Origin of the sequence: Paraburkholderia sp. BR14320, from assembly GCF_040948665.1 — a bacterium.
GTDB lineage: Bacteria > Pseudomonadota > Gammaproteobacteria > Burkholderiales > Burkholderiaceae > Paraburkholderia > Paraburkholderia youngii.
Window position 1 is genome coordinate 1 of sequence record NZ_JBFPKG010000139.1, and the last position, 3,375, is coordinate 3,375.

Here is a 3,375-nt window from a genome sequence, read left to right on the forward strand (position 1 = left end):
CAACGCAAAGATCCGTACGCCGGGCGTGTCGGGGCGTGAGCCGACCTACACCACGGCGTACATGGAGCTGATCTTTACCTTCTACCGGCTGTTCGGTTGGGGGATGCGGCAGATCACCGGCTATATGAGGACTACTGGGAGACTCGCGGGCTGGACATCCCGGTGCCCAGCGCCAGTCAGCTGGGCGAACGGTTCGCTTCACAGGAGGTGTGGCGCAAGATGCATCTGTCGATCGACGCTGACATGAACGTACACGCGATCCGCATCACCACTACAGAAGTATCGGATAGCGAAGGAATGGACGCCGTGCTGCCCGCTGATGTGCCGATGGATCGGGTGATTGCCGATGGCGCGTATTACAGCATCGAGCGTACCGAAGCACTTTCAGGCGCGGGCGTGACGCCCGTCATCCCACCGCCAGCTCACGCTGTCGTACACGGCGAGGAGCAAACCCGCCGGCATGACCAGATCGTCAGATACATCGAGGACAAAGACATCTATGCATTTCACAAGAAATACGGCTACGGTGTGCGCTCGCTGGCCGAGGCACAGATCTCGCGCATCAAGCGCTGCATCGGCGAGCGCCTGCTCACGCAGGAGCTTGTGTCGCAGGAAGGCGAAGGCGTAATCATCGCCAACCTGCTGAACCGGTGGACGCCTTCAAACCGGTTTGCGTCAAAAATGCCTAGTCGCGTCCATGGCACGGGAACTCGTACCCATCCGGACAAAGGCCTTCGTCACGCCCCCTGGCTACTGGCACGCCCACTTCAATGAGTCCGACGAAGCCGCGCACGTTATCCCGTTGCAAGATGCTGGCCTGCAGACTTATCTGCGGTCTCTCGACATCCAGTTCGCGCGATAAACGCGAGGCGGACGGTCCGCCGGTGGCGGCAGAACGTCGCAGTGCTCTACGGGCCGACAGAACAGAGATATTCTACGGTAGCGACGCCGCGCTCAGCCTTCGTCCATGCGTGCCCCAAGGCGCGCGTCGTCATCTTTCGCATGACGCGACAAAATTGCCTGAAGAGGCGGTTATCAAATGTTTCTGTTCCGCGGAGCCGGGGTCGCTCCATGTGCGCTTACAACGAAAACTCTCACTGCTTTCTTGCCAGCAGAACATGTCACTGGTGTTGGCAGCTCCTGCCGTAAGTGAGAGTCCCTGTGTGCTTCGTAAATGACCCGTCGCGTAACTTTCAATGAAAGCCCGGTCCTGAAGGCCTCCAGCCACCGAGGCAGATCCACGGTCGTAATGGCCTTGATAACGATCGGTTTCGCTGCGTGCATCGCACGTGCCCTTTGGATTCAGGTGCTCCATAGTCGCTACTACCAATCGAAAGGAGACGAGCGTGTCGAGCATGTCATCGACCTGCAAACCGATCGAGGCCGAATCGTCGACCGCAACGGTCGCGTGCTGGCTATGAGTGTCCCAACGATGGCAGTGTGTGCGGACGCAAGCGGGATTCCGGACAATGTGCAGCCAGGCAAGCTCGCCATGCTCGCGCAATTGCTAGGAATGTCAGATCAGCAACTGAACACTCAAATTGAAAGCGACAAGACGTTCGTCTATCTGAAGCATCAGATCTCGCGAGACGCCGCCCGTCAGGTCGAAGAACTCGCCATCCCAGGTATTTATGAGCGGCCCGAACATAAGCGCGTGTACCCGGAAGGTGCAGTTACCGCTCAGGTGGTCGGTTTCACGGATACGGAGGGCCGTGGCGAGGAGGGTGTTGAACTCGGAGCGCAAAGTGAGCTCAACTCGGTGGACGGGAGAGAACTCGTCGTGCACGATCGGGTCGGCCATATCGTGAGTGACCTCGGGAGCGTAAAGAGTGCTAAACATGGGGCGGATATCGAGCTCGCGCTTGACTGCAACATCCAGTACATCGCTTACAAGGCTCTTCGGGACGCAGTCACTTCGAGCCATGCAGAAAGCGGATCCGCGATCGTGGTTGACGGACCCACCGGAGAAATTCTCGCGCTTGCAAATTACCCGAGCTACGATCCCAACGACAGGTCGGCCCTGCGCGGCCCCGCGTTGCGCAACCGCGCCGTGACCGACGTGTTCGAACCGGGCTCAATCATGAAGCCTCTAACCGTATCGCTCGCGCTCGACCTGGGTCGGTTTACACCCAGTTCGATTGTGGAAACCGACGGGCGATTTTCGCTTGACGGCGCGGTTATCACTGACGATGCGAACTTCGGTACGCTGACTGTCGCCCAGGTCATCCAGAAGTCCAGCAACATTGGCGCATCGAAGATTGCCCTGACGATGAAGCCCGAGGAAATCTGGGGGCTTTACTCGGCATTGGGTTTTGGCCGGCAGCCCAAGCTTGGCTTTCCAGGCGCGGCTGCCGGCATCGTGAGACCATGGAGTAAATGGCGGCGAATCGAACAGGCGACGATGTCTTACGGCTACGGCGTCTCGATGTCACTCGTCCAGCTTGCGGAGGCATACACGGTGTTCGCCAACAATGGTCGGCTCGTTCCACTTACGCTATACAAACGAGACGGCTCGACTGTGGCGGACACACAGGTATTCACGCAACGGACTACCGACCAAATGCGGGCGATGCTGGAGAGTGTCGTTTCCAAGGACGGTACTGCTCCGGACGCGCAGGTGCCTGGCTATAGCGTCGGCGGTAAAACGGGCACGGCCTACACTGCGACGCGGCACGGCTATGAGCGCAACGCCTACCGTGCATCGTTCGTGGGGATCATTCCGATCCGGAGTCCAAGGCTCGTGATAGCTGTATCTGTAGACAAGCCCCAAGGAGCCAAACATTTCGGCGGTGACGTGTCCGGGCCGGTGTTCGCCCGGATCGCGTACGCAGCGATGCATGAACTTGGCGTGGCGCCCGACATGCCGATGCCAGATGCCAAGGACGGCCCAGTTGCGAACGGAGACTTCCGTTAGACCTCGAGGACGAGTTGCCGCCGGTCGATTCGATCGCGAATGCTGACGAGAGAGGCGTCGCATGAGTGCAAGTGTGCCCGAAGTGAACCGGGATAATGTGGCCATAGCAGGGTGCGTCCGGCAGAACGTATGCGAAGAGGCAGAGAACTGCATTGTTTCGTATTGAGTCGCGGCGAGGTGCCTTCCATGAGCAGCGGTTCGTCAAGTGTTATCAAGCTAACCTCTCGACTGATGTGTAAGTCCCTTCCCTGCGCCCTAACTAACAGGCTGTTGAATTTGGGTCCCGGGTAAACGGGGTTTGAGGGACGGGCGTTATGGATATCGTGTTCATGATCAACAGATTGCGGGTTTCGGCCTCTTGCAACTCACGGATTTTTCGCGACATTCATGAGTGGGCGAAATGGGCGGGACCGTTGCGAAAAATGATGGTTATAAAATCATACGACGACGTATTATCATCA

At 58.3% G+C, this 3,375-nt stretch carries 2 protein-coding genes and 1 pseudogene; all 3 read left to right on the forward strand.

The features are described from left to right. Positions 1–243: 243 nt before the first annotated feature. The 3 genes and pseudogenes from AB3X89_RS39135 to AB3X89_RS39145 all read left to right on the forward strand — a co-directional run bounded on the left by AB3X89_RS39135 (position 244) and on the right by AB3X89_RS39145 (position 2,914). The gene (locus tag AB3X89_RS39135; RefSeq protein ID WP_368587930.1) at positions 244–774 is read left to right on the forward strand and encodes a transposase; all 531 of its coding nucleotides are present in this window, start codon (positions 244–246) and stop codon (positions 772–774) included. Further along, positions 731–862, forward strand: a pseudogene (locus tag AB3X89_RS39140) (cupin); the annotation flags it as partial. The gene AB3X89_RS39135 and the pseudogene AB3X89_RS39140, both read left to right, overlap by 44 nt. A 387-nt stretch (positions 863–1,249) precedes the next feature. Continuing rightward, positions 1,250–2,914: a peptidoglycan D,D-transpeptidase FtsI family protein gene (locus tag AB3X89_RS39145; RefSeq protein ID WP_368587929.1), complete on the forward strand. Its 1,665-nt coding sequence runs from the start codon at positions 1,250–1,252 to the stop codon at positions 2,912–2,914. Positions 2,915–3,375 lie beyond the last annotated feature (461 nt).